This window comes from Flavobacterium artemisiae (assembly GCF_042678225.1).
In the GTDB taxonomy this organism is placed as follows: Bacteria; Bacteroidota; Bacteroidia; order Flavobacteriales; family Flavobacteriaceae; genus Flavobacterium; species Flavobacterium artemisiae.
In genome coordinates this window covers 246,569-272,291 of sequence record NZ_JBHUDZ010000002.1, presented here as the reverse complement: position 1 = coordinate 272,291, position 25,723 = coordinate 246,569, and the positions used below count along the sequence as shown (strand labels likewise).

24 protein-coding genes are annotated in these 25,723 nt (G+C 32.2%); 1 reads left to right on the top strand and 23 read right to left on the bottom strand.

Features of this window, described 5'->3' with window-relative positions; genetic code table 11:
• Positions 1-49 precede the first annotated feature (49 nt).
• A complete protein-coding gene (gene rluF, locus ACFSC2_RS03120) occupies positions 50-862 on the top strand; it encodes a 23S rRNA pseudouridine(2604) synthase RluF (RefSeq protein WP_379816156.1) in 813 nt (270 codons plus the stop codon).
• A 46-nt stretch (positions 863-908) separates the two neighbouring features.
• Here the strand turns inward: rluF and ACFSC2_RS03115 are convergent, their stop codons facing one another.
• From ACFSC2_RS03115 to ACFSC2_RS03005, 23 genes are all read right to left on the bottom strand, one after another.
• The gene (locus ACFSC2_RS03115; RefSeq protein WP_379816155.1) at positions 909-1,655 is read right to left on the bottom strand and encodes a LytR/AlgR family response regulator transcription factor; all 747 of its coding nucleotides are present in this window, start codon (positions 1,653-1,655) and stop codon (positions 909-911) included.
• Positions 1,648-3,387 carry an ATP-binding protein gene (locus tag ACFSC2_RS03110; RefSeq protein WP_379816154.1) on the bottom strand — a complete coding sequence of 580 codons (1,740 nt, stop codon included), beginning with the start codon at positions 3,385-3,387 and terminating at the stop codon, positions 1,648-1,650. The genes ACFSC2_RS03115 and ACFSC2_RS03110 overlap by 8 nt, the downstream gene beginning before the upstream one ends.
• An 87-nt stretch (positions 3,388-3,474) precedes the next feature.
• Positions 3,475-3,966 carry a hypothetical protein gene (locus ACFSC2_RS03105; RefSeq protein WP_379816153.1) on the bottom strand — a complete coding sequence of 164 codons (492 nt, stop codon included), beginning with the start codon at positions 3,964-3,966 and terminating at the stop codon, positions 3,475-3,477.
• A gap of 252 nt (positions 3,967-4,218) precedes the next feature.
• On the bottom strand, positions 4,219-4,365 hold the full coding sequence (locus ACFSC2_RS03100) for a hypothetical protein (protein ID WP_379816152.1): 147 nt from the start codon (positions 4,363-4,365) through the stop codon (positions 4,219-4,221).
• A gap of 25 nt (positions 4,366-4,390) precedes the next feature.
• Positions 4,391-4,534, bottom strand: a complete 144-nt coding sequence (locus ACFSC2_RS03095) for a hypothetical protein (protein ID WP_379816150.1) — start codon at positions 4,532-4,534, stop codon at positions 4,391-4,393.
• Positions 4,535-4,557: 23 nt separating this feature from the next.
• Complete coding sequence (locus ACFSC2_RS03090) at positions 4,558-4,701, bottom strand: hypothetical protein (RefSeq protein WP_379816149.1); 144 nt, start codon at positions 4,699-4,701, stop codon at positions 4,558-4,560.
• A gap of 183 nt (positions 4,702-4,884) precedes the next feature.
• Positions 4,885-5,031: a hypothetical protein gene (locus ACFSC2_RS03085; RefSeq protein ID WP_379816148.1), complete on the bottom strand. Its 147-nt coding sequence runs from the start codon at positions 5,029-5,031 to the stop codon at positions 4,885-4,887.
• A 183-nt stretch (positions 5,032-5,214) separates the two neighbouring features.
• Positions 5,215-5,361 carry a hypothetical protein gene (locus ACFSC2_RS03080; protein WP_379816147.1) on the bottom strand — a complete coding sequence of 49 codons (147 nt, stop codon included), beginning with the start codon at positions 5,359-5,361 and terminating at the stop codon, positions 5,215-5,217.
• Between the two features lie 22 nt (positions 5,362-5,383).
• Entirely contained in the window at positions 5,384-5,530 is a 147-nt protein-coding gene (locus tag ACFSC2_RS03075) for a bacteriocin (RefSeq protein WP_379816146.1), read from the bottom strand.
• A 14-nt stretch (positions 5,531-5,544) separates the two neighbouring features.
• On the bottom strand, positions 5,545-5,697 hold the full coding sequence (locus tag ACFSC2_RS03070) for a hypothetical protein (protein WP_379816145.1): 153 nt from the start codon (positions 5,695-5,697) through the stop codon (positions 5,545-5,547).
• Positions 5,698-5,833: 136 nt separating this feature from the next.
• The gene (locus ACFSC2_RS03065; protein ID WP_379816144.1) at positions 5,834-7,123 is read right to left on the bottom strand and encodes an HlyD family secretion protein; all 1,290 of its coding nucleotides are present in this window, start codon (positions 7,121-7,123) and stop codon (positions 5,834-5,836) included.
• Between the two features lie 14 nt (positions 7,124-7,137).
• Positions 7,138-9,357 (bottom strand): peptidase domain-containing ABC transporter, encoded by a 2,220-nt coding sequence (locus tag ACFSC2_RS03060; protein WP_379816143.1) that lies wholly within the window; start codon positions 9,355-9,357, stop codon positions 7,138-7,140.
• Between the two features lie 232 nt (positions 9,358-9,589).
• A complete protein-coding gene (locus ACFSC2_RS03055; RefSeq protein ID WP_379816142.1) occupies positions 9,590-10,990 on the bottom strand; it encodes a DUF4153 domain-containing protein in 1,401 nt (466 codons plus the stop codon).
• Positions 10,991-11,066: 76 nt separating this feature from the next.
• Positions 11,067-11,357 (bottom strand): winged helix-turn-helix domain-containing protein, encoded by a 291-nt coding sequence (locus ACFSC2_RS03050; RefSeq protein ID WP_379816141.1) that lies wholly within the window; start codon positions 11,355-11,357, stop codon positions 11,067-11,069.
• Positions 11,358-11,363: 6 nt separating this feature from the next.
• Positions 11,364-11,978, bottom strand: a complete 615-nt coding sequence (locus ACFSC2_RS03045) for a hypothetical protein (RefSeq protein ID WP_379816364.1) — start codon at positions 11,976-11,978, stop codon at positions 11,364-11,366.
• Between the two features lie 102 nt (positions 11,979-12,080).
• Positions 12,081-14,768, bottom strand: a complete 2,688-nt coding sequence (locus tag ACFSC2_RS03040) for an outer membrane beta-barrel protein (RefSeq protein ID WP_379816140.1) — start codon at positions 14,766-14,768, stop codon at positions 12,081-12,083.
• 494 nt (positions 14,769-15,262) lie between these two features.
• Positions 15,263-16,189 (bottom strand): magnesium transporter CorA family protein, encoded by a 927-nt coding sequence (locus ACFSC2_RS03035; RefSeq protein ID WP_379816139.1) that lies wholly within the window; start codon positions 16,187-16,189, stop codon positions 15,263-15,265.
• 418 nt (positions 16,190-16,607) lie between these two features.
• Complete coding sequence (locus tag ACFSC2_RS03030; protein ID WP_379816138.1) at positions 16,608-17,495, bottom strand: bifunctional 5,10-methylenetetrahydrofolate dehydrogenase/5,10-methenyltetrahydrofolate cyclohydrolase; 888 nt, start codon at positions 17,493-17,495, stop codon at positions 16,608-16,610.
• A gap of 139 nt (positions 17,496-17,634) precedes the next feature.
• Entirely contained in the window at positions 17,635-18,999 is a 1,365-nt protein-coding gene (gene ffh, locus ACFSC2_RS03025; protein WP_379816137.1) for a signal recognition particle protein, read from the bottom strand.
• A gap of 429 nt (positions 19,000-19,428) precedes the next feature.
• Entirely contained in the window at positions 19,429-21,111 is a 1,683-nt protein-coding gene (locus ACFSC2_RS03020) for an MBOAT family O-acyltransferase (protein WP_379816136.1), read from the bottom strand.
• Positions 21,112-21,121: 10 nt separating this feature from the next.
• Positions 21,122-22,444 (bottom strand): LysM peptidoglycan-binding domain-containing protein, encoded by a 1,323-nt coding sequence (locus ACFSC2_RS03015; protein WP_379816135.1) that lies wholly within the window; start codon positions 22,442-22,444, stop codon positions 21,122-21,124.
• An 89-nt stretch (positions 22,445-22,533) separates the two neighbouring features.
• Positions 22,534-24,012: an SGNH/GDSL hydrolase family protein gene (locus tag ACFSC2_RS03010; RefSeq protein ID WP_379816134.1), complete on the bottom strand. Its 1,479-nt coding sequence runs from the start codon at positions 24,010-24,012 to the stop codon at positions 22,534-22,536.
• Positions 24,013-24,295: 283 nt separating this feature from the next.
• Positions 24,296-25,711, bottom strand: a complete 1,416-nt coding sequence (locus ACFSC2_RS03005) for an HmuY family protein (RefSeq protein WP_379816133.1) — start codon at positions 25,709-25,711, stop codon at positions 24,296-24,298.
• Between the last annotated feature and the right edge of the window lie 12 nt (positions 25,712-25,723).

The window sequence follows — 25,723 nt, the reverse complement described above, 5'->3', positions numbered from 1 at the left end:
AAGCTGCTTAATAATCTAAGATGTCTAAACTTTTCTCTATTTTTGCATTATGGAAGAAAATCTAAAACGTCTTAATAAATTTATTGGAGAAACTGGTTATTGTTCGCGCCGTGAAGCCGATAAATTGATCGAAGAAGGCCGTGTAACGATAAATGGTGCTGTACCTGAAATGGGAACGAAAGTTTCACCAGATGATGAAGTACGCATAGACGGAAAATTAATCGTGGAAAAGCACGAAAAAATGGTTTATCTGGCTTTCAATAAACCTGTCGGGATTGAATGCACAACAAACTTAGAAGTTCGCAATAATATTGTTGATTATATTAATTACCCAAAACGTATTTTCCCGATCGGAAGATTGGATAAAGCCAGTGAGGGATTAATTTTTATGACGAATGACGGCGATATTGTAAACAAAATTCTCCGTGCCAGAAACAATCACGAAAAAGAATATACCGTTACGGTAAACAAACCAATTACAGAACGTTTTATCCAGCGAATGGGTAACGGAGTTCCGATTTTGGATACTGTAACCCGAAAATGTAAAGTCGAGCAGATTAGTAAAAACACTTTTAAGATCATTTTGACACAAGGTTTAAATCGTCAGATTCGTAGGATGTGTGAATATTTAGGCTATGAAGTAACGGCTTTAAAACGTATCCGAATTATCAATATTTCTTTGGATGTTCCCGTTGGACGTTATCGCGATTTAACAGATGCCGAGATTAAAGAATTAAATCAATTAATCGCACCTTCTAGTAAAACGGAAGAAGCGAGTTTGCCAAAACCCGAAATTCCGAGCAGGAGAACCACTTTTATAAATAGAAATGATCCTAAATTCAGGAGAAGAAGAGATAATTAAAAAAGGCGCTGAAATAGCGCCTTTTTGTTTTCTATAAAATCATATTCTATTTTAGAACTGTAAATTTACTGATTACATCTTTGTATTTTTCACTGAGTGTTACATGATGATTTCCTTTCAAAACGATCAAATTATCACTCAAAACGATTTCCGTAATTTTACTAGAGTTCACAATAAAATTACGATGCGTTCTGATAAACTGCATCGGATCTAAAAGTTCCATTATTTTGGTCAGCGAAATAAGAATTACAAATTTTTCTGTGTCTGTAATAATATTGCAATAACGATCCTCTACTTCGATGTAAACAATATCTTCCATATACACCTTTTTTAAGGCTTTCTTTTTTTTGATAAAAAGAGAATCGTTGCTTACAACCGTATTTTGATCTTCGCTATGAAAAACATTTAACTGTTCATAGAATTTCTCTACAGCCATTTCCATTGCATAGAGAATTTCAAGTTCGTTAAAAGGCTTCATTAAAAAGCTAAAAGGTTTGGTTAGTTTCGCTCTTTCAAAAATCTGACGATCTTTAGAAGAGGTTAAAAAAACAAAAGGTTTTACGCTGTTCGGAACAATATTTATAGTTTCTGCAAAAGTAATACCGTCGGGTTTTCCGTCCAGAAAAACATCAATAACCACAATATCGACAACATTGTTGTAAAACATTGTAAGCGCTTCGTTGTAAGTAGATGCGATTCCGACAATATTATAATTATTATCCGTAAGTACTTTTACGAGTGCATCACTTTCTGCTGCCGTGTCTTCAATAATCAGTACATTTATGTTATCCATGATTTTTAAACTTTTGTAATGCAATAATAATTTTAGTTCCTACACCCTCTTCACTTTCTATCTCTAATTTACCGCCATTTTTGTAAATCATGCTTTTACACAATTGTAGTCCGAGACCGGTTCCAATGATATCGTCATTTTTCTTTTTAGAAAGCAGTACAGTATCTTTTAACAATTCTTCTCTTGTTGCATTACTCATTCCTAAACCCGTATCTTCTATCACCAGATAACAAAACTCTTCTGTTGAAGGTTTTGAGTAAATAGAAATAGATCCGTTTTCTTTAGAGAATTTAATAGCATTATCCAGAAAATTACGAATTGTTATTTTTACTGAATCCATATCCGCAAAAACATAATCTGAGCCATTAACATTGCTTTTAAAATCAAGATTTTTATTCAGCATTAAAGGCTTATAGTTGTACTCCACATGTTTTACAATCGACGACAGATGTAAAGATTCCTGATAAAAATAAGCTTGTTTCGTTTGTAACAAAGCCCAATTGAGCAGATTATCTAACAAATTATAAGCACCGTTTGCAATTGTACTATTGTTATGAAGCAAAACGTCTAGTTCTGAAAAGTTTTTGCTTTCCAGATTTTCCAACAATTTACTGTTACTCGTTTTTAAAGCATTTACAGACGAACGCAAATCATGACTTACAATAGAAAATAACTTATCTTTTGTGGCATTTAACTCATCCAGTTCGTTTTTTTGTTTTAAAATAATTTTACTGCTTTTAATTTTCTGTCTGTAAAAATAAACTCCAGTTCCAAACAAAATCAGCAATAAAGCCGAAGAAATGATGAACCCATTTCTTTCGGCTATTTTTGCTTTATTTTCGGCGGCAAGAACATTGACTTCTTTTTGTTTTTGCTGTACAGCAAACTTTTTTTCGAAATCTGCAACTGCCCAGACTTTATTTTGATCGTTTAAAGAATCTTTCCAAGCTTCGAATTCTTTTCTATATACTAAAGCCTGCGAAAAATTCTTTCTGTTTTCTTCGACTACAGCCATATTTAAGGTTGCAGTACGTTTAAGTTCAAATGATTTTACTTTTTTAGATAAATCATAAGCTTTTTTAAAAAAAGGGATTGCCTGACTGTCTTTATATTGAGTATAATACAAATTTGCAATATCCATATAAGATCCTCCAAGCATTAAGCTGTCCCCTTCAATTTCTTGTAAAACAGCACTTTTAAACAAATATTTTTCAGCTTCGTCAAACCTTTCCAAATGTAAATAGCATATCCCTTTATTATGAAAGACAATACTTTTTTTAAGTCCAAATTGTATTGATTTTGAAAGTTTTTCAACCTCTTCAAAATATTTTAGCGCTTTTTCAAATTCTTTTTGCTGTAAAGCAATTTCACCTAATTTAGTATTTACTTGATAGTAAAACTTGAACGAGGAGCTAATTTTATTAAATTCTTTTTTCGCTTCATTAAACAGTTTTTTATTTTTAAAGCTTACACCTCTAAAATATCTGCAGAACTCTTTAAGCTCACTATTTTTAGAAGTGCTTAATTGCTTCATAGAATAGACTAAAGTAGAGTCCCAATTATTTTTTATAAAGAATGACTGTGCTTTTCTAAAATTAATTTCTTCTTTAAATTTCTCTGCCTTACTTTTTATATCATTATTAAAGACACTGTCAAACTGGATTTTCTCCTGAGAAATTACCGAAAAATGAATAAAAAAAAATAAAACAATATATAACTTAGTTTGAACCATTACTTTTAAAATTATGAATTAAAAAAATAGATAACGTATTATAAATACCTGAAAAATTAATTCATCCTATTTTTTAATAACTCACAATTAATTCTGCGTTTGAACAGTTGTTTCAGTACCTCTGGAAGTCACTGGATCAATATCCCAAAGATAAGTTTGAATAGTTTTTATATTAGCAAATGTCTTTTCTCCATAAGGATATGGTTTGGCTTTAAAACTTGTTTCGTAAACATCAAACTCTTGTTCTGGATCATCCAATATATCATAAGCTATAAAAAATTGCAATTGACGCTCTCCTTCAAGATCTACATACCAATTTTGATAAATATCAAAATCTAAGTCAACTTCTTTCTGGTTCGGTTTGCGAGCAACTAAAAAAACGGCCCTAACTTGAAACGTTCCATCCTTCATTAATGTAGCCTGAACAATTGGAGAAAAAGGAATTTTTGAAGTATTCTCTGGAAAACTTAAAGGCGTTTTTTTCGTTATTCTACTTGTACTTTCAGGCTTCATACATTCACCTGGAGGGTAAATTTTGTCCGTTGGAGAAAGTGGTCTTGGGGTAATGTTGTTTGTCATGGTGATTGTTTTTGGGTTAAATTAATAGAGTAATAAAAATTTCTATGATTTTTCTTGATTTCTTACAGTAAAAACACAAAAATCAAGGTTTTCAAGAATCAAATATAATAAAGATTTTCCTATAACTTTTAATAAACAATCGTTAAATAGCGTAAATAATCAGACAAAGAACATAAATTAACGTTTTTGAAACAAAAGATTAAAAAAAATCCCATTTAAAAAACTAAATGGGAATTACTTCTTTCTTTTTTCTTAATCTCCGTGCTGAACATTAGTTACAGTTCTTCTTGAAGTTCCTGGCCCACCAACAACCGATTCTAATTGCTGATTAGTTAATGGCTGGAAAACTTTAACTAATTTCTTTTTAGCTTTCTCCAAAATAAATTTTTCTGTTTTCATAATTTAAGCTTTTCATAATATTTTTTTATGTGTGTTGAACAGTAGTTTCTGTCCCTCTTGAAGTTTCTGGTCCACCAACAACCGATTCTAATTGCTGATTAGTTAATGGCTGGAAAACTTTAACTAGTTTCTTTTTAGCTTTCTCCAAAATAAATTTTTCTGTTTTCATAATTTAAGCTTTATATAATATTTTTATCCGTGTTGAACAGTAGTTTCTGTACCTCTTGAAGTTTCTGGTCCACCAACAACCGATTCTAATTGCTGATTAGTTAATGGCTGGAAAACTTTAACTAATTTCTTTTTAGCTTTTTCCAAAATATTTTTTTCTGTTTTCATAATTTAAACTTTTTAAAATTATTTAATCCCCTTTTTGAACAACACTTTCCGTATATCTTGAAGTTTCTGGTCCACGTACAATCGATTCTAATTGTTGATTGGAAAACGGTTTAAAAACTTTATTTAATTTTTACTTATTTTCCATTGTAACATGATTATTTATCTTCATAATTTATTAAAAAGTTATGTCCCTTGTTGAACAGTAGTTTCTGTACCTCTTGAAGTTTCTGGTCCACCAACAACCGATTCTAATTGCTGATTAGTTAATGGCTGGAAAACTTTAACTAATTTCTTTTTAGCTTTTTCCAAAATATTTTTTTCTGTTTTCATAATTTAAACTTTTTAAAATTATTTAATCCCCTTTTTGAACAACACTTTCCGCATATCTTGAAGTTTCTGGTCCACGTACAATCGATTTTAATTGTTGATTGGAAAACGGTTTAAAAACTTTATTTAATTTTTACTTATTTTCCATTGTAACATGATTATTTATCTTCATAATTTATTAAAAAGTTATGTCCCTTGTTGAACATTAGTTTCTGTTCCTCTTGAAGAAACTGGTCCGCCAACAACCGACTCTAATTGCTGATTAGTTAATGGCTGGAAAACTTTAACTAATTTCTTTTTAGCTTTCTCCAAAATAAATTTTTCTGTTTTCATAATTTAAACTTTTTAAAATTACTTAATCCCCTTTTTGAACAACACTTTCTGTACCTCTTGAAGTTTCTGGTCCACCAACAACCGATTCTAATTGTTGATTGGAAAGTGGTTTAAAAACTTTATTTAATTTTTCCTTATTTTCCATTGTAACGTGATTATTTATCTTCATAATTTATTAAAAAGTTATGTCCCTTGTTGAACAGTAGTTACTGTTCCTCTTGGAGTTTCAGGCCCACCAATGATAGTTTCTAATTTTTTAACATCAATCGATTTAAAAAGTTTATCCTTTTTAACCATGTCAACTGTAGTAATGATTCTTTTTTGATTTTTTTTCATAAAAATAGTTTTTAGACATTAAACGATATATTTCCTAATATCCAAAGAAAACAAATAGATTACTAAGAAAATGCCTTAAATATATAAAAAAATGTACGCTATTTTTTATTTTTTTTTGTAAAAAGAAAAAATTAGGTTATAAATTTATTTCTTTTCTGAAACTGTAAAATATTCTCTCAGCAAGTGTCATATTCTCTGTTATTACTTCTGCTGTTCCCTCCATTCCGTTTCTGAAATTTAATTGCTTACCACTTGTAGTGTTTTCATTGTTTAGCAATTTTATCGTGGCATAAAAATTAGCATTGTTATTAGCTGGTAATTTAGCTATGGATTCTATTTTCCCTTCTATAATTCCGTATTCTTGATAAGGATAACCTTTAAATTTAATTAAAACGATTTGACCCGTTTTTACTTTTCCAAAATTATCCTGAGGAATCTTGATTTCTCCTTTATACTTATTCTCCAGACCAGAAACAAACATAACTTCACTATTTGCCTTCAAAGTAGTTTTTTCCTGTATGAGACTGGTAAAATTAACTTCCCCATCACTTGGTGCTAAAAAGACGTAACGGATTTTCCAATCGGCTATAACACTTCTAAGCGTATTTAATGATTGTTTAAAAACTTCTTTTTGTTCCGTAGCTAATTTTGTCAGGTCCAAAATCTCTCTTTCTTTATTCCGTATTAAAATTGTATTATTTATCAATTTGGTTTCAATTTCTTGTATCGGTTCTTTTTTATTTAATAATTTGCTTTCTTCCCTAAACAATTCTGAATCAGCAATTACCTTATTTGCATGTAACTTTTTATTCATTTGGTATTCTTTATCCTGAAGATGTAAATCCTGATAAAGAATCTGTTTTTGATTTTTAAGATTTTGTGACATTTCAGTCAATTCCCTTATATCTAGATTTAAAAAGACTTTTGTCTGATTATAATAATGATCACTAAACAATGCCGAGGTCTGAACATAAACCTGTTGAAAATTTTGATAGCTCTTTTGTATTTCTCCCAAATTTTGATACTCTTTCAAATGAAATTTCTTTAAATCCATCACGTCATTTGATTTGATAAAGTCAACCATATCATTTAATTCTTTTTCTAATGAATTCACTTCTTTATAATTAGCAGTACTTTCAACATATCCCAAAACCTGATTTACCTTTACTTTTTGATTGTCTCTAACAAAAATTCGTTCAATTCTCCCATTGGTTTTCATTACAATTGGCTTTGGAACGACAAGAGCATTTAATTTAAAATCGGCATAAACAATTGATGGATATTGCAGAAAACAGGTCATTACAAATAAAGCCAACAACACAGCACATATTACATAACTCCCCCAACGCACTAAACCACTTGGAATTTGCTCTAAATAATCTCTAACAACTTCGTTTTCTATATCTATATTTTCAGGTTTTGACATGCTATCTGTAATTCTTAATCTCCTAATTCTAACTGATTTTTTATTAATCCAAAATAATAACCTTTTTTAAAGACTAATTCATTATGATTTCCTCTTTCGACTATTTGCCCTTTATCTAATACGATAATTTGATCTGCATTTTTAACAGTGCTCAAACGATGCGCAACTACTACAACAGTTTTGTTTTGCTCAGAGCCATTCTTAAAAAACTCTTCGAGATTTCGCATAATTACACTTTCGTTATTGGCATCAAGAGAAGAAGTTGCTTCGTCAAAAAAAACATATTCAGGATTTTTGTAAATGGCTCTTGCAATTAATATTCTTTGCTTTTGTCCGCCGCTAATTCCAATTCCACTTGAACCAATTTTAGTTTTGTAGCCATTTGGTAATTCTTCTATAAATTCTGTAATATTTGCAACTTTAACAGCAAGTCTGAGTTTTTGTTTATCAATCATTCCACTGCTGTCTGATTCGCTTATGTTTCGCGAAATAGAATCCGCAAAAATAAATCCGTCTTGCATAACTGCCCCACAATTGGCTCTCCAAAAATTAAAACCGAAATTCTTCAAATTCGTTTTTCCAACAAAAATTGCGCCGCTGGTAGGGTTATTAAATTTTAATAAAAGCTTAAGCAATGTCGTCTTTCCGCTTCCGCTTGCACCTACAATTGCAGTAATTTTACCTTCTGGAACGGTCATATTTATATCTTTTAAGACCATTTCTGAAGCAGAACTTCCGTATCTAAAACTTACATTTTCAATTTTTAAAGTTTTATCTCCTGCAAAATCGTTTATAAACTCAACATCTACAGGCTCTTCATCAATTTTATCATGTATTTCAGACAATCTTAACAAACTCAATTTAGCATCCTGATAATTACGTATAAATCCTAAAAAGTTATTAATAGGAACATTCATTTGACCAATAATATATTGTACGGATAACATTGTTCCCAACGTCATTTTACCATCTATAACAGCTTTTGCGGCGATGATACTAATAATGATGTTTTTGATCTGATCTATAAACTGCCCTCCTTCATTTTGAGTTTGTGTAAGTGCTAAATTTTTTATGTTTAATTTAAATAGCCTAGTTTGCAATGCTTCCCAATCCCATCTTCTTCTTTTCTCAGATCCATTGAGCTTAATTTCCTGCATTCCGTCTATTAATTGTATTGTCGTATTCTGATTGCTAGCTGCTTGATCAAAATAACGGAAATCCATTTCTGCGCGACGTTTCATAAACAGTATTATCCAAATTATGTATAACGCAGATCCAATAATAAAAACTACAAATAAGAGTAAATTAAAATACGCTAGGATAAAACTAAAAACTAAAAGTGTTACAGCCGAAAATAAAACATCTAAAGTCGTTGTCGATAAAAATTTATGTATTCTGTTATTATCTGTTATTCTCTGCAGAATATCTCCTGTTGCACGGCTATCAAAATAAATTATCGGAAGCTTCATTAACTTAATAACAAAATCTGACAACATCCTTAAATTCATCCGACTCGTTACGTGCAATACAATCCAATTACGGGTAATATTAAGTGCCGATTGTGATGTAAAAAGAACAATTTGCGCTATTAAAATCAAATAAATAAAATTAACATTTCGGGTATTAATTCCTGTATCGACAATTTGTTGTGTAAGAAATGGAAATACTAATTGTATGATTGTTCCAAACAATAAACCTAATACTATCTGCGCAAAATATTTACGATACGGTTTAAAGTATTTGTATAAAAAAGAAAGAAGGTTTGTTTTTAAATCATAATTATCCTGCTCATAAAACAATGGCGTAGGCTCTAATGTTAATAATAATCCCTCAGATTCTTCATCATTATTTTTAGAGGAAAGCCACCCTTTTAAAAATTCTTTCTTAGTGTATGTTATTAAATCAAAATTGGCTGGGTCAGCTACTATTACTTTATCATTGGTTATTTTGTAAACTACTGCATAATGTCGTTGACGCCAATGCACTATACAAGGTAATGGCAAATGCTCAGACAAGTCCTCAAATGTAACGCTTAATCCCATAGTTGTCAGTCCTACTTTTTCTGCTGCATCAATTAAACCAGCAAAAGTAGTACCCTGACCGCTTATTGAAGCCAGTTCTCTCAAGTATACTAAATCTATATTTTTTCCAAAATACTTGCATACCATTTTCAAGCAGGTTGGACCACAATCCATGAAATCATATTGATGATAATGTGGAAATTTTTTTCTCATATTTATAGTAAATCTCAAATATTTAATCTCTACCACAAATAAGATCTAATCTATAAAACCAGTAAAAACAATTGTTTATTGATAATTTTAATATATTATTCAAAATCCGAGGTATATTTCTAGCCAAATATAACAAACATATTCTTATGAATTTTTCAATTCTTGTTATTGTAAAAAACCCATCTCGAAAGATGGGAATTCAAAGACAAACAACTCTAAAAACAATTCTTACTTATTTTCTTTTCTCAATAAACTCATAATATAATGCCTTAGACAGAAAAGTACTGTTCTGATAATTCTTAATCATCTTTTCTCTCATTAGTTCGTTTATTTCTCCATTTAAATGGTTTTGAGAGAAGTACGTTCTTCGCGCTTCGTCATTAAAATTTAAACCACTCAAAAAAACAGGTTCAACTCCTTTGCTTACAGAAATATTATAATTTGTGACTATATTTCCCCAATTAATATAGCTGCACAACAAAATAGTTCCGTAAAAATACCACACCATTTGATTGAATAAAAAAGCGTTTGTTTTTTGTTTTACGATTTTATAAAAAGTTAGAATAAGTCCGATAATAGCTAAAATTAAAAAGGCGTAAACACCAAGTCTTTTATAAGTAAGTCCAAAGAAAGATACGTATTCTGTATTTTTAATTACTGCGCTGATGATTAAAACCATATTCAAGATAATCCAGAGCTTAGCCAGTTTTTTTAGCGATGCTGCTTCTCGATCAAAATTAAAACCTCCTTTAAAGTAAAACAGAATTACGCCAACTGCCATTAGAATCGAAAAAATAACTGAATTTACTCTTTCGTGTATTGCAGCGCTCAATTCAGACATTTTGACTACCGTGTCTTTAATTTCAAAAAACTGCTCATAATTGTAAGTGCCGATAAAAACTAAAAGCATGATATTTAAAAGCACTAAGGTTACTACACCGCTTTTTCTTTCAAAATCAAGATCTAAAAAAGAGAATGTGCTTTTTGTTTTGATTTCAGAAATATTGCTGAATTCATTATTAAGCATTGGATTGTACTGATAACAAGTATCTGGAACCCAATAATTCCAAAAACTAAACGAAACATAAAATCCTAAAATAGCAATCAAAATCAGTTCTGGTAAATCTATATCTAAGGTATAATCTGTAAATAATGATGAAAAGTGACTGCTTCCGAAAGAATAAACAATAAAAAACAATCCTAAAAAGATTACTGGAATCACTACAAATGCCACAAGTTTTTTGGCAAAATCGTTATGATTTTTTCGTTCTGGAAGCCATTGCTTAAATATAAAAATACGGCCAAGTGACGTAATTGCGTTTAAAAATACCAAAGGAAAAATCTGCAGTATTTTGAGTTCTCCATCCTGCGTTTTAAATTGTAGAAAAAGAATAGACAGAGCGAAAGCCAAAAATGAAGCGAAGTCGCCATACCAGGCAAAAGCAAAAGAAGACAGAATCGAAGTCATTACTAAAACTAAGTGTGATCTTTTTACTAATTTCTCTTGAAAGCAGTAACTAATTAATAATGTAAGCATTACCCCAAAAATAGAAAGGTTTATTCCGGGAGCTTCATTGTAAAAAAGCAGTGTAAAAATTAAACTGCTGACGAAAATAATTTGGTGTTTTTTCATGGCTATTTTATTTATTATTTTTTTTAATTTAAAAGTACTTTGTAATTCAAAGTTTTTAGGTAAAAAATTTTAGTTTTTAAGATTTCATTAATTTTTCCAGATAAGACAAGTGTTCTTTAAAAGCTGCACGTCCTAAATCGGTAACTTGATAAGATGTTTTTGGCTTCTTGCCCACAAATTCTTTTTTTACTTCTATATAAGAAGCTTTTTCAAGTGCTGCGGAATGACTTGCTAAATTACCATCAGTAATATTCAAAAGCGTTTTCATCTCGGTAAAATCTACCCAGTCGTTAACCATCAGAATGGACATAATACCCAATCTGACACGGCTTTCAAAATCTTTATTTAGTTTATCAATGATTCCCATTGGCGGTTATTTGTATTTTTTGAACATCACTAATCCGTATACAATATGCAGGATTCCAAATCCTAAAATCCAGAAAATCAAACCATATCCTATATAAAAAAGCGAAATACATCCTAATATCAGTTCTGAAAAGCCTAAATACTTTACATCTGAAAATGTATATTTTTCTGCATTGATAACTGATAATCCGTAAAATATTAAGGTAGACGGCGCAACTAAACCAAAATATCCGTGATGGATTAATGCAAGGCAAAATATCCCCCCTGCTGCAAGCGGTACCGCAAGATTGAAAACCATTTTTTTTGTCGCCGAAGTCCAAATTGGCAGATTGTATTTTCTACTTTTTCTAATCGTGAAAAAGATGCCGAATGCGAATGCAAAAACTAGAATCGTAACGCCGATCCAAACTAATTCGGAAATAAGATTAGCAGAATATAATCTATGCTCATCATTTAAATAATCCATTCCGTTTGCCTTAAACAACTGGTAAACATAAATACCGCCGATTAAAGCCGAAAGTCCAGCGAAGACTCCCGAAAGTCCGCTTAATGATATAAATCTTGAAGAGCGCTCCATCATGGAACGAATATGTGCTAAATCTTCTTGGTGCTTTTGATTCATAATTAAAGTACTTTGCGGTACAAAGTTATTATTTATTTTGAAATGACAATAAAAAAAGCCGCTTTTTTTTAAAGCGGCTTTAGAATTCATTTATTCCTTAGATTAACTCTCGTTTGTTCCAAAATTCTGAAACTTATAAATCAGAGAAAACATCACATAACGTTTTAATACATTGTTCTCTGAATCAACAACCGAAGTTGGAGAAATTGTTCTCGAAGTACTTTGATTTTGATTCAATACATCATAAACTTTTGCTTTTAGTATAAATTTTTCTTTGGCGAATCTGTAAGACAAACTGGTATTCCATAAATAAAAATCTTTTTTATACGGACCAGAAAGATTCGAGTTATAAGTGTAACCAAAGTCGTTGCCAAAAACCCAGTTCTTAGGCCAATAACTTGTCATTTCGATATTACAATTGTGAGTTGTATTTGACATTGATCTTAAAGAAGCATTGTTATATTGCGTATCATTATAAGTGAAATTATATGAGGGTTTGACGCTTAATAATTCTCCATAATCATACGTAAACGCAAAACCTGGAGTCAGCCTAAATGCTTTTGCTTCATACAGCTGATCATTTGTAAAACCTTTATTAAAAATATAATTTCCAGACATACTAAATCGCAGTTTAAAAGTATTTGCTTCTTTCTTGATCGTTTTATCCCATTCTCCTCCCAATAGTACATTATAGGTACGTTGCACATTATCAAATGTAGAAATTTGTTTCCCAGAACTGTTGTATGTCGAAGCTCCTACAATCTGATTATCATAATACGTGGAGTGAAAACTAATGTTATAACTTGATCCTTCTTTAAAATTATAGTTTGAAAAACTTCCGTGCAAAAAATGAAAAGTAGAAGCTTTTAGATTAGGATTTCCCGTTCTAATATTCAATGGATTATCTAAATTAGCAACTGCCAAAACTTGATTTTCTGTCGGAATTGCAAATTTGTAATCATACATTATAAATAAGTTTTTCGATTTTGTGATTCTATAACTTGCATGAAATGATGCACTAGGTATAAAATAATTTTTATCCAAATCTGTAGTTTCCTTTAAATACAGCGCATGATTTTCAGTCTTTATAACAGAAGTTCCTGTAGATAGAGTTAAATTTAATTTCTTTCTGCTAAATGAAAAACCTGCTTTAGGATTTACTTGAAAACTAGTAAAAGAACTAAAATTACTAAGTGACTCATTAAAAACATCATATTCTACATCTTGACCATTACGATCAAATGTTTTTTTATCATCTGTTCTTTTCTCAAAATCTGTAATTACTAAAAAATTCAGGGCTAACGAATCTGATAACGGTTCATTGTATTGAAGTGTTCCTGTATATTTATTTCTATCATTTTTCTGAATAACATTTTGTCTACGCAAATCGTCTGGACTTGTTCCCTGAGCGAAAACTGTTGCTGAATTTACCCTTGAATCTGAATCGTTACGTGAATTATCGTTTAGAAAAGAAGCCATAAAGTGTCGCCCTTCTTTCTTACTATTTGATATAATCGTGATATTATTTCTGAAAGCAGCATTGTTACTTTCATTTGTATTAAAAGAAGTGCTGGAATTGACTAATTGATCATTTTCATCCCAAGTCTTTTTATCGAAATTATTTATTGATGAACTTTTTCCTATGTCGATGTTCGGTGTAAAAAAGATTTTTATCGAAGGAGAAACATTAAAGTCAAAATTTAAATTTGCCGTATGTTTATTAAAATCCTGATTACTTTTTGAATTAGATTTAGCTGTTAAAAAACCTGTTGGAAGCAAAGTAAGTTCAGACGTTCTATTTGAATTGTCCGAATTAGAATTGGTGAAATAATAATTTGCATCTGTACTGGCTCCTTTAAACCATTCCATGTAATTTCCGCCAATCATATTTGATTTTGTAATTCCTGAACCAGCCGAAGCGCCTCGTGAACCATCGTTTCTTCCGCCTCCCATATTATCAAAAACATCATCCATAGTAAAGCCGCTTGCATTAATATTATTAGAGGATGCCAAAAAGCTGATACGTTTTTTATCACTAAATTTACTCATTAAAGCACTGCTTTCATATCGTTCTGAGCTTCCGTAGCCACCCAGCAGTTTGCCAAAAAGACCTTTATTTTTATCTTCGTTTATGGTTAAATTGATAGAAACCTTATCTGATGTCGAAGCTTTTTTGGTAAATTCTTCTTCTTTGGTTTTAGTATTTGAAACCTGCACTTTATTTATCAGTTCAGCCGGAAGGTTCTGCATCGCTATTTTCCCATCTTGATCGAAAAAAGGTTTTCCGTTTACTAATATTTGGTTTACCTCTTTTCCGTTTACCGTTACTTTTTTGTTTATATCAACAGTTACACCTGGCAATTCTTTTAACAAAGCTTCTACATTGGCATCTGGACGTAATTTAAATGACGCGGCATTAAATTCTAAAGTGTCTTTTTTTACACGGATTGGAGCCTCATTCTTTATAATAACTTCATTCAATTCAACTTCATATTTTAAAAGCTTAACAACTCCTAAATCTATATTTTGAGTGCGTTCTTCTATCGTCTCAGAAAACTCCTGATAACTTTCTGCTGAAATTTTTAAAATACTATTTCGAGATGCTGCTTTAGTTTCTAATTTAAAGCTGCCACCTTTATCCGATAGTGTATAAGCTACTAATGAAGAATCTTTAGGATGGAGCAAATAAATTGTTGCAGACTCGATGGGCGAATCTTTTTCGGTAACAACTTTACCAGTGAAAACGACATTTTTCTGCGCAAAAGAAGAAAGGCTACACAAGAAAAACATCCAAAAAATGAGTGTTTTTGTCCTGATACGTATTGATGAAAATTTGTTTAAAAGAACTAAATTATGGAAAAGAAAAGTGTTTAATTGTAGAGTTTTAATCATGGGGAACTGATATACTTTAAAGGCTTAGATAATTTGTTTTTATTAGGGCCAAACTTACATTTATAAATTGGGAAAAATTATAACTAATTGTTAAAAATTAGACATTAAAATTAAATTTAAACAAAGAGTTATTTTTATCTATTAAAAGATTTTGTTGTTTAAAGCATTTTAACACTCTTGGAGTTCTTGAAGAAATAAATGGTCTAATAGCAGCGAATTTGCGTGAGGGATAGGAGCTGGCTGCCGAAGCAGCGCGGATAGCCCGACCCCGACTGGTCGAGAGGGCTCATAAGCGCATTCTATGTCTGCCCTCTCGACCAGTCGGGGTCACGCCCAAAACATAAAAGCCCATTCTTTTACGAACGGGCTTTTGAAAATTGTTTAATTGGTATTTAAAACCATCTTCTGCGTTTGAATAATAAAACGCCGAAAACAGATAATATAATGGAAACTAAAAGCAAAATCCAGATTCCGTATTTGCTTTCTTCGAGACCGTTTGGGACGTTCATTCCGTACAAACTGGCGATTAGTGTCGGAATCATTAAAATGATAGAAATCGAAGTCATCTGTTTCATAATATTATTCATATTATTGGAGATTACAGAGGCATAGGCGTCCATCATTCCAGTTAAAATGTTGCTGTAAATGCTAGCGGTATCTTGTGCCTGATTTAATTCGATTTCAACATCTTCAAGTAATTCTGGATCATAATTGGCTTTGTGGGCTTTTAGGTTTTTTATTCTTTGAAATAATACGTCGTTTGCTTTTAAAGATGTGATGAAGAATACAAAACACTTTTCGATTTGAAGCAATGCCTGTAATTCTTCATTTTTGATGGATTTCTCTAAATTGTCTTCGGCAAGTTTGATTTTTTGATTAATCTGTTTTAGATATTTCAAATACCAGACGCTTGAGGAAAGCAGTAATCTTAAAACCAAATTTAAATTGTCTTCGATTTCAATGTTTTTGCGTCGGGAATAAGACACAAAATCTGGAATAATTTCTGTTTCATTAAAAGTGATGGTTACGCAAATGTCTTCTTTAAAAATTACACCCAGCGGAACGGTATGAAAAGGAATTTTGACATCACCGCTTTTTACAGGAATACGCATGATGATTAAAGTCCAGCCGTGTTCGATTTCGATACGCGGTCTTTCGTCTATATCTTCAATGTCATTGTAAAATGCTACGGGAATTTGAAGTTCTTCTAGTAAATATTTTTTTTCTGATTCTGTAGGAGATTCGATGTGAATCCAGCAGTTTGAAGTCCATTTCGGGATTTCTACTAATCCGTTGTTGTTTGTGTAAAAGGCTTTCATTTCTAGTAACTACGTGTTTATTGCAGCACCTTGAAATTTCAATTGCTGCTTTTAATTAAATACTAACGAATAATAATCGTCCATTGTGGAGAAGTGTTTTTTTAAGTGGTGCAAAAGTATCCTTTATTTTTAAGAACCAAAAGTTTAAACTATTAATTATATATTAAAATGGTCGTTTGAGTTTTTTAAACACATAGAAAGTGTTAAGTGTTCGGTTTTTAGTATTCAGTCTTGAAAATGTAAATAGTTTTAACCGCAAAGTGCGCAAAGATTTTTTTTAGGGATACTTTATAAAAAAGAAAGTTCGCAAAGCTTTATTGAATTAGCTTTGCGAACTTTATATTTTATAAAACTTAAGCGTAAAAATCTTTGCGAACCTTGCGGTTAATCAGACTTTACAATATATATTAAAGCAATATTATTTGTTTCTTGCGCTTCTCATTTTACGTGCTAAAAGTGTATTTTTCAAAAGCATGGCGATTGTCATTGGTCCTACTCCACCTGGAACTGGCGTAATAAATGATGCTTTTTTGCTTACACCGTCAAAATCAACGTCTCCTTTGATTACGTATCCTTTTGCGTTTGATGCATCGTCTACACGCGTAATTCCAACGTCGATAACGGTAACTCCATCTTTTACCATATCGGCTTTTAAGAATTCTGGAACGCCTAGAGCTGTAATGATAATATCAGCATTTTTAGTAAATTCTGCTAAGTTTTTAGTTCGGCTGTGAGTCAAAGTAACTGTTGAATCTCCAGGATTTCCTTTACGGCTCATCAATATACTCATCGGACGTCCTACGATGTGGCTTCTTCCAATAACTACCGTATGTTTTCCTGCAGTTTCTACTTTGTAACGCTCTAACAATTCCATAATTCCGAATGGCGTTGCTGGAATAAAGCTTTCCATTTCAAGAGCCATTCTGCCAAAGTTAGTTGGGTGAAATCCATCTACGTCTTTATCAGGATCGATTGCCAATAAGATTTTTTGCTCATCGATGTGTTTTGGCAAAGGCAATTGAACAATGTAACCGTCTAAGCTATCGTCTTCGTTTAGCTCTTTAATTTTTGCTAAAAGTTCGTCTTCTGTGATGGTTTCTGGTAAAGAAACTAAAGTTGAATCAAATCCGATTTCCTGGCATGATTTTACTTTACTTCCTACGTAAGTTAAACTTGCTCCGTTATTTCCTACCAAAACTGCTGCTAAATGAGGTACTTTTCCTCCGGCTGCTTTTATAGATTGAACTTCGGCTGCGATTTCGTTTTTAATGTCGTTAGATGTTTTTTTACCGTCTAGTAGCTGCATTTTGTTTTGTTTCAGGTTTAATTTTTGTGTGAAGTTTCAGATTTCAGGTTTCCTCTAAAAACGAAACTGTATTATCGAAAAAAGTTTCAAATTTCTGTTTCATAACTTGAAACCTGAAACTTGAAACTTTTATTATTTTTTATCTCGGCATTCCTCCTGGCATTCCACCCGGCATACCTTTCATTCCTCCCATCATCTTCATTAAGTTTTTTCCGCCTGGCCCCTGCATCATCTTCATCATCTTGCTCATTTGGTCAAACTGCTTCATGAGTTGGTTTACCTGCTCGACTTTTGTTCCCGAACCTTTTGCGATTCTGGCTTTTCTTTTCACGTCGATTAATGCTGGCTTACTTCTTTCTGCTGGCGTCATCGAATAGATAATCGCTTCGATATGTTTGAAAGCGTCGTCTTCGATCTCAACATCTTTCATGGCTTTAGAAGCTCCTGGAATCATTCCAACAAGATCTTTCATATTACCCATTTTCTTTACTTGCTGAATCTGTGTTAAGAAGTCGTCAAAACCAAATTCGTTTTTAGCGATTTTCTTTTGAAGTTTTCTTGCTTCTTCTTCGTCAAATTGTTCCTGAGCTCTTTCAACAAGAGACACAACGTCTCCCATTCCTAAGATACGCTCAGCCATACGTTCTGGATAGAAAACATCAATTGCTTCCATTTTCTCTCCAGTACCAACAAATTTAATTGGTTTGTTTACGATTGATTTGATTGAAAGTGCTGCTCCACCACGAGTATCACCGTCTAACTTCGTTAAAATAACTCCGTCAAAGTTTAAGATATCGTTGAAAGCTTTTGCTGTGTTTACAGCATCTTGTCCTGTCATAGAGTCGACAACGAACAATGTTTCTTGCGGCTGAATTGCTTTGTGTACACGAGCAATTTCGTCCATCATTTCCTGATCTACTGCCAAACGTCCTGCTGTATCGACGATCACAACATTGAATCCGTTTGATTTTGCGTGTTTGATTGCGTTTTGTGCAATTTCTACAGGATTTTTATTTTCTGGTTCTGAGTAAACCTCAACACCTATTTGGTCTCCAACAACATGCAACTGATTAATCGCCGCCGGACGGTAGATATCACACGCTACAAGAAGTGGTTTTTTAGTTTTCTTTGTTTTTAAGAAGTTTGCTAATTTTCCAGAGAATGTAGTTTTACCAGAACCTTGCAAACCTGACATCAAAATCACTGTTGGATTTCCGGAAAGGTTTACTCCTGCAACATCTCCACCCATTAATTCGGTAAGCTCGTCTTTAACTAATTTTACCAATAATTGTCCTGGCTGTAATGTTGTAAGTACATCTTGACCTATTGCTTTATCTTTTACTTTTGCTGTAAAATCTTTAGCAATTTTAAAGTTAACGTCGGCATCAAGTAATGCACGGCGAACTTCTTTTAAAGTATCGGCAACGTTTACTTCTGTAATTTTACCGTGTCCTTTTAATATATGGAACGCTTTATCTAACTTATCGCTTAAATTATCAAACATATCATTTTCTTTATTTGAAGTGCAAAGATAATCTAATTAGATATTTCAGGCAATTTTTATTTTTTAAGGTTCAGAGGAACATAGTTACAAAGGTGCAGAGGTATTTTGCTACGAATTACACTAATTTCTCGAATTGCTTTGCTACCGTTTTTTCTCTCGCAGATCTCGCAGATTTTGCAGATTATTTTTTTTTTGCTCGCAAAGATACAATGTCGCAAAGTTTTTGTTTCACGCAGATTTAAAAAGATTTAAGCAGATTCGCGCAGATTATAATTATTTAAAATCTAAAAAATTAAATCTGTCAAAATCTGCGTGAAACAAAAATCTTTTTAACCCTTTTATCCCAATAACTATTGATAGTGGCAAAACAAAAAGGCGCAGAGAAAAATCCTCTGCACCTTTGTAACTATGTTCCTCTGAACCTTTATTTTAAAATTGGAAATAAATAAACGGCTGTGATCCTGCCACCGCTGTTGCGTAAACTATCCAATAAACAAAGCCTAAGATTATTGCTTTTATTAATAATGGCGTTTTGTCGAAAACAGATTTCATTCCGTTTGTGAAAGTTTCTGGTAAGAAATGCCAAACATAACCAAATAGCATTAATCCGAAAACATTTTTATATCCTAAAACGATTGTTTTCCAAAGTTCCGGTTCAAACGTTAATTGTCCGATATTGTTAATTACTTGTAATGCCGTTTCGAAATCTCTGGCGCGGAAAAAGATCCAACAGAAAACTACGAAATGGAATGTAATTATGATGGAAAAAAATCTCCACAAGAAATTTGGACTTTTATCTTTTTTGGAAGGAAAGAATTCCATGAAAATTTTATGAACGGCTAAAGCTAATCCGTGAAGTGCTCCCCAAACTATAAATTGTGCGCCTGCTCCGTGCCACAAACCGCCTAAAAGCATTGTCGTAAACAAATTGAAGTTGGTCACCAATGTCTGCTTTCTTTTGCTTGAAAGTAAAAATGACAAACAGAAAAGCAAAATACTGCTTCCCGCAATAATTAGCGGAATTATACTTTCATTATAAGATGACATTCCCCAAAGCAATAATCCGAAGAAAAATAAACTAGGAAATAAATATCCTGCAAAAGAACCTGATCTGTTTCCTCCAATAGAAATATACAAGAAGTCTTTTAACCAAGTGGATAGCGAAATGTGCCATCTTCTCCAGAAATCGGTGATTGACGTTGATTTATACGGTGTTCTAAAGTTGGCAGGCAATTTAAATCCTAACAATAATGCAATACCGATTGCCATATCAGAATATCCAGAGAAATCACAATAAATCTGAATCGCATATCCGTAAGAAGCCATTAAGTTTTCGAACGATGTATAACTCATCGGTGTATCAAAAACACGATCGACAAAGTTTACCGAAATATAATTTGAGATTACTGTTTTTTTAATTAATCCGCCAATAATTAGAAACAAAGCGTTGTTTACATCTTCTTTGGTGAGATTTAATTTTTGATAAATCTGCGGCAGGAAATCTTTTGCTCGTACAATTGGTCCAGCAACTAACTGCGGGAAAAATGAAACGAAGAATAAATATTCAATGTAATTTTTTGTCGGTTTAATTTCTTCACGATAAATCTCAATAATATAACTCATTGACTGGAAAGTGTAAAAAGAAATTCCTACTGGAAGAAATACATTGTGTAATGCAAAATTTCCGTTGAACATATCGTTAAATGTTACGATCAAAAAGTTCATGTATTTGAAATAGCCCAAAAGTGCTAAATTCAAAATAACACTAATTACTAAGTAAAGTTTTTTGACACCGTCTCGGCTTTCTTTGTAAATAATCTGGCTCAAACCATAATCTACAACAGACGAAAGCAGTAATAACAGAAAATAAATACCACTTGATTTGTAGTAAAAGAAAAGTGAGAATAGAATAACGTATGTTAATCTTAAATAAAACGTTTTGCGTAAAAATCCATACACAAAATAGAAAACCAGAAATAAACCTAAGAATAAACCGGTATTAAATAAAAGTTTTTCGTCTGGATTGTAAACAAACCAACCTTCAACCTGCTCCATCGTAATTGCACCAAAATTTTCAATAAACCAATTATTGATGCTCTCTATTGTTGTCAATTTTATCTCTTTATTTTTTATAATTATCGTACGCTCTTATTAAAGCCTCGGTAAACATTTTTCCTTGTTTTTCGTATCCTTTTTTAGAATAATGAACCCAGTCTGGACCTATTAATCCTTGGGTTTTTAGCTGCTGAATGCCGCTCATTCCACCAAATTCGTCATATAAATCCCAAACTGCAAAACCATCTTTTTTGGCGGCTTCTATTATATCTTTCGTATAATCTTGAATATATGTATTTGGTTTTCTTCTCAATAAAGAAGGCGGGGGTGTCATTATTATTATCGGAGAGTCAATTTTTTGTGCTCTTACATTACTAATAAACTCTCGCAGCTCTCTAATGTATTTCCCAGATTCCATTTTATCATAACTTTCGTTGGTTCCCAGCGAAAATACAAGCAGATCTGGTTTTAGTACTTTTAACTGCTCGAAGAATAATGGGTATTTGTTATAATCTGAATATTTGGCTCCATTTACTCCGATCCCGCTGTAAATTATTCCAGAAGCATCTTTTTCTAAAACTAATCCGTTTAATTCGTAATCCGAAGCTTCTTTATTTGGAACTAGAAAAATTCTGCTTAATGGTCCTTTTGAATTGTAATAATGTGAGAAAGAATCGGATTGAATATCTAAAGGCACAAATTCGGACATTGAAATGGTTTTAGGCCTTGTTTCATTTGTCGAAATTCTCAAAGTTCTTCCTGCTCGAATATTGTTGGACTTTAAATTATTTTCTCTCTTAATTTCAGTAACAGAAACATTGTATTTATCTGCAATTGTCCCAAGCACTTCTCCTTTTTTGATTTTATGCGTAATGACTTTTCGCTCTGTGGTCTGAATTGAATTGATTTTGGACGAAACTGCCAGATCAAACATATTCTTATTTTGAGGCGTTATAATTTTTATGGTATTGAATTTATACGCTACATCTTTTACATTCATTTCCACCACAAATCCACCGCTATCTCTCCATAGTGCAATACCGCTCAAACCAACTGGATTATTCTTATGTGGTAAAATATTGCGATAACTTTCCCAAGTTCTGTTGGATTTGAAACGTTCATTGTACGAACCATTTGTTTTAGCCAATTGATACGGAAAAACTAATCCGCGTCCTGCATTTCCAAACTGATATTGTAAACGTTTCCTGATTTCATTGGTCATCAAATCACCTTGAATATGAGAATCGCCAATATGAACAATATTGATCTTTTGATTTTTATGATTTTCGTTTTCGTTTAATTGCTTAAAAAAAACGTCTAATACTTTCGCATTATAAATCGGTTCATCAAAAGGAGTCTCAACTGAGGCTGTATCCGCTTTTTGAATCATAGTTTTCGAAATAGGATTTGAATCTGTTTTGGGCGTTTTATCATTTGTTGAGAAAAAGAGACAACAAAAGAAAAATATTAGTTTATGGGTCATAGGCTGTCGTTTGTTACTGAAACGGAATCGGCTTTTTCTTTCCTGACTGCTTTTCGTTTACTCCCTTCGGCATCTCTCTTTTCTCTGAGTTTTTTATATTCTTCGTATCCTTTATTTAACTGTTCGTATAATAAATTTCCAATGGCTTTTGCACCACGCTGGTTAAAGTGCGTGTAATCTTTATTGGCTTTGGCTGGCGCTTCGTCTACCCATTTAATCATAGATCCGTCACCGCCCATTAAAGTGTATAAATTCACAAAACCAGATTCCGTTTCCAGAGCATAATGTTTTTGCGCTTTCATTAATGGAACAACGGCAGAATCGGTTTTCATTTCTAAATCATATTTCGTCGATTTGTCTGCTGTCGAAACAATTAAGATAGAAACTCCAGGAAAAGATTCTTTGATTTTATTTACGGTTTTCGTCATTCCTTTTTCGTACCAAGAATAATTTTTGGTGCCGTAATTTAAAACATTAGTTCCATAGTGCAAAATAACCAAATCGTATTTTAAACTATTATTGAAAGCCTGCATCACATCTGCATTGAACATTGAAATCGGAAGTCCCGAATTTCCTCTTTGAGAGAAATTGTCTACGTGAACACCGCTGCCGTTATCAAAATTAAATCCGTAAATCGGAATAGAATCTGCGTGTATGAAATTGGCTTTAAACGCTTTTAAACTTCCTGACGAAACTTTTAGTGTATTTACTATATTATTTGGAGATAAAGTTTTTCTAAGTGTATCTTTTCCGATAATAAAATTAACATTTCCTGTTCGAGACGAACGTCCGTAAAATAAAGTCGGATTATCTAATGAAGTAGAGAATTTATTTAACCCGGCTTCAAACTGAATCCAAGTAGTATTAGCGCCATTATTGGCAAAAAACACGTGGCCGTTTACGCCAAAAGGACTTATCGGTTTTTTTACATTTAAATACGATTGTGTTTTCCAGTTTTTAGAATATTGTCCTTTTATAGAACCACGAGAAGCTGCAGACTCAGAAGTTATCGAAACAAAACCTACTCCATTACCTCCAAAACGTTCTTGATAATTCATACGAACATCTTGTACGATTAAATCCCCGTCAGTCATAGAATCTCCGTAATATGCAATTCTAACTTTGCTCTGCGGATTTTTTTCTAATTGATATAATCTTTCGTAAAAATGAATCAGGTACTGATATCCTTTGTAGTTTTCAAAAGTTTCAGCAGGAAACTCAATTCCGCCTGCTTCGTCATAAACGATCTTTTGCTGATTAAGCAATCTTTCGCTTTTAGCAAGACTATCTTCATCAAGAGACAAAGAATCTTCGGCAACAGACTCTAACAGCAGACTGTCGATCAATATATTTTTTGAATCGAGTTTACTCTCCGAAAATATTTTATCCGGCAGAATTTGTTTGAAACCAATAAAAGCGACAAGCGCTAAAGCTACAATTGCAAAAGACTGAAAAAAATAAGATTTTGTATTCACTTAAAAAATATAATAAATATTGAAGATCTGACTCAAAAATTAAACCAATTAAATTATTGTTAATTTATTACAGAAAAAATTTGTGCAAAGATAGAATAACATTTTGTTTCTAATTCATTTTAACAAGAAACTAGAACAAAAAAAAGAGGTTAGACGAATCTAACCTCCTTATCAAAAAAAAATAAAAAAAACAAAGCTAATGATTAACTAAATTTTGAATGCAAGGCATTGTATATTAGAATGAAATAATCTTTATATTTTTTAGATTTTTCATTTTTAAAAATTATTTCAAGATAGCGTATTGGAATGTAGGATAACCTCTTTCACCAGCAGCGTTTACTCCTGCTGTAAATCTAACTTTATAAACATTTCCTGCTGGATCTTTCACGACGTAGAAACGATCTGATCTTGCATTAAATCCAGAAGTTGGGTTACCATTTGCATCTGTTCCTCCAACTGTTCCTCGCCAGTTTGAACCAATATTTCTTTGGTCATCTGTGAATTTACTGTTATCAACATTTGCCAAAGCAAAAGCGTCATAAGTAAAGGCTGTCGTAAGCACTTGGTATGTTTTTGCACCACCTTTCACGTTATTTAAAACAAAGTCTGCGAAATTATATGGCACTAAACCTCCTCCAAAATTAGTTGCATTAGTAAAACTTGTGAAACTGATATCCCACTGTGCTTTTTGAGGCTCTACACTAACTGTTTTCTTGTCTAATAAACTTAAGAATGTAAAGTTGTAAGCTGCATTTTTAGCAACAGTAATTTCATCATGAGTAGTAGCAGCAATATCAGCGTATTGTACTTTATAATCATTACCACTTCTTAAGATTCTAACTTTTTTCCATCCTCTAGAAGGTCCGTTAGCAGTACCTTCATTTCCAGTTTCTGGTTTAGTTATCCCTGGGTTGCTTCCCATATTAATCACATAAACTTTATTCTCACTGTCTGTAGCCGAGATAGCTGCAATAGTTGTTTTAGTAATATCTCCTGCTGGATCATCTACTTGAGTTATACTTCCAGATCCTTGATTGAAAATCATACTTGCATCTTCTGCTTGAACTTCATCAATATTTATACTAGTAGTTTGTTTAGCAGACATTTTTACAGTATGATTTATTATAACTCTAAAATCTGTTCCAGAGTAGAATCCTAAATCCCATGAAACTCTAGGAACAGTAGTCATTTTTCCGCTGCTTAAATCAACGAAAACCTGGTTTGGCTCAGTTGGCCCACCAACTTCTGGTGCTAATGCATTTCCTAGAGAAGCAGTTTCATTAAAGTTTACCTGAATTGATTTATTTTCAGAAATTACCGCGTTAATAGATACGCTGCTAATAGTGAAAACGACATTTTTTACCTCTCCTTCGATAGCCTCTTTTAATTTTTTAAAAGAAAAAGATACAGTAGACACATTTTTCTCAAAAGGAACTACAACTTTACTTGCAGCGATTGCTGGTGTAGTATTGTAATCTGTACCATTTGCAACTGCTGTTTCAGTATAAGTTAAAGTTAAAGATCCTGCTGTTGCAGTTGGAGATGAAAATTTAATTTCGATCGGAGTTGTTTCCGCAGATAAATTTAACGAAGTCGAAGCAAAAGCTACAGCATTTGCCTGAGCTACTTCATCATCGCTACTACAAGCTCCAAGAGCAAGTAATACAAAAGATAGTATTAAAATAAAGTTCTTTTTCATGTTATTGATTTA

Coding starts and splice junctions, on each gene's coding strand:
- rluF (WP_379816156.1), top strand. CDS start 50: ATGGAAGAAAATCTAAAACGTCTTAATAAATTTATTGGAGAAACTGGT.
- ACFSC2_RS03115 (WP_379816155.1), bottom strand. CDS start 1,655: ATGGATAACATAAATGTACTGATTATTGAAGACACGGCAGCAGAAAGT.
- ACFSC2_RS03110 (WP_379816154.1), bottom strand. CDS start 3,387: ATGGTTCAAACTAAGTTATATATTGTTTTATTTTTTTTTATTCATTTT.
- ACFSC2_RS03105 (WP_379816153.1), bottom strand. CDS start 3,966: ATGACAAACAACATTACCCCAAGACCACTTTCTCCAACGGACAAAATT.
- ACFSC2_RS03100 (WP_379816152.1), bottom strand. CDS start 4,365: ATGAAAACAGAAAAATTTATTTTGGAGAAAGCTAAAAAGAAATTAGTT.
- ACFSC2_RS03095 (WP_379816150.1), bottom strand. CDS start 4,534: ATGAAAACAGAAAAATTTATTTTGGAGAAAGCTAAAAAGAAACTAGTT.
- ACFSC2_RS03090 (WP_379816149.1), bottom strand. CDS start 4,701: ATGAAAACAGAAAAAAATATTTTGGAAAAAGCTAAAAAGAAATTAGTT.
- ACFSC2_RS03085 (WP_379816148.1), bottom strand. CDS start 5,031: ATGAAAACAGAAAAAAATATTTTGGAAAAAGCTAAAAAGAAATTAGTT.
- ACFSC2_RS03080 (WP_379816147.1), bottom strand. CDS start 5,361: ATGAAAACAGAAAAATTTATTTTGGAGAAAGCTAAAAAGAAATTAGTT.
- ACFSC2_RS03075 (WP_379816146.1), bottom strand. CDS start 5,530: ATGAAGATAAATAATCACGTTACAATGGAAAATAAGGAAAAATTAAAT.
- ACFSC2_RS03070 (WP_379816145.1), bottom strand. CDS start 5,697: ATGAAAAAAAATCAAAAAAGAATCATTACTACAGTTGACATGGTTAAA.
- ACFSC2_RS03065 (WP_379816144.1), bottom strand. CDS start 7,123: ATGTCAAAACCTGAAAATATAGATATAGAAAACGAAGTTGTTAGAGAT.
- ACFSC2_RS03060 (WP_379816143.1), bottom strand. CDS start 9,357: ATGAGAAAAAAATTTCCACATTATCATCAATATGATTTCATGGATTGT.
- ACFSC2_RS03055 (WP_379816142.1), bottom strand. CDS start 10,990: ATGAAAAAACACCAAATTATTTTCGTCAGCAGTTTAATTTTTACACTG.
- ACFSC2_RS03050 (WP_379816141.1), bottom strand. CDS start 11,357: ATGGGAATCATTGATAAACTAAATAAAGATTTTGAAAGCCGTGTCAGA.
- ACFSC2_RS03045 (WP_379816364.1), bottom strand. CDS start 11,978: ATGAATCAAAAGCACCAAGAAGATTTAGCACATATTCGTTCCATGATG.
- ACFSC2_RS03040 (WP_379816140.1), bottom strand. CDS start 14,768: ATGTTTTTCTTGTGTAGCCTTTCTTCTTTTGCGCAGAAAAATGTCGTT.
- ACFSC2_RS03035 (WP_379816139.1), bottom strand. CDS start 16,189: ATGAAAGCCTTTTACACAAACAACAACGGATTAGTAGAAATCCCGAAA.
- ACFSC2_RS03030 (WP_379816138.1), bottom strand. CDS start 17,495: ATGCAGCTACTAGACGGTAAAAAAACATCTAACGACATTAAAAACGAA.
- ffh (WP_379816137.1), bottom strand. CDS start 18,999: ATGTTTGATAATTTAAGCGATAAGTTAGATAAAGCGTTCCATATATTA.
- ACFSC2_RS03015 (WP_379816135.1), bottom strand. CDS start 22,444: ATGATTCAAAAAGCGGATACAGCCTCAGTTGAGACTCCTTTTGATGAA.
- ACFSC2_RS03005 (WP_379816133.1), bottom strand. CDS start 25,711: ATGAAAAAGAACTTTATTTTAATACTATCTTTTGTATTACTTGCTCTT.